The following is a 596-nucleotide window of genomic DNA, read 5'->3' as shown; positions in this document are numbered from 1 at the left end:
GGTCGATCTTGCCCACCAGCCCCAGGCTGGCCGACGACAGGGCCACGCCGGCGAAGGGCAGGGCCTCGCTGCGGGCCAGGCTCACGCTTTCGGCCTGGGCGCGCACGGCATTGAAGGCGACCTGCTGGCTGGCGCTGCCAGCCAGGCCGTTGAGCAGGGTCAGGGCGCTGAAGCTGCTGCTGGTGATGGCCGTGGCCGTGAGAGGCAGGGCCGTGAGCACGCGGTCGGCGACGAAGTGGGTGTCGAGCAGGCTCAGATGGGCGCGCATGGCCGGGAACCAGTCGACGGGCGCCTGCCGCACGATGCCGATCATGGCGGCCACGTCTCCGGGCGGGTCGTCGTGATCGGCCAGGCACGCGGGCACGGCGTCGGGCTCCAGGGCCGAATCGAGCAGGCGCGAGGGCAGGGCCACCGTGCGGCTGCCGATGCGGGCTCGCGCGAAGGCGAGGAACTTCACGTGCTCGGCAATGATGGCGTCGCGCGAGGCGTTGAGCGCGGCCGCGCGCTGCTGGTCTTCGGCGAGCAGGGCGCGGGCGGTGGCGACGTCCTGGCGCGACTCGGCCAGTTCGCGATCGACCAGGGCCAGGCGTGAGTCG

1 pseudogene is annotated in these 596 nt (G+C 73.2%); it reads right to left on the bottom strand.

Annotated features, from left to right (window positions below):
• Nucleotides 1-596, bottom strand: a pseudogene (locus tag AC1DU6_RS34890) (hypothetical protein); the annotation flags it as partial.

The sequence above is a fragment of the Roseateles sp. P5_B10 genome, assembly GCF_056400485.1.
The sequence above is the reverse complement of the archived record's forward strand: the minus strand, read 5'-3'. Positions and strand labels throughout refer to the sequence as shown.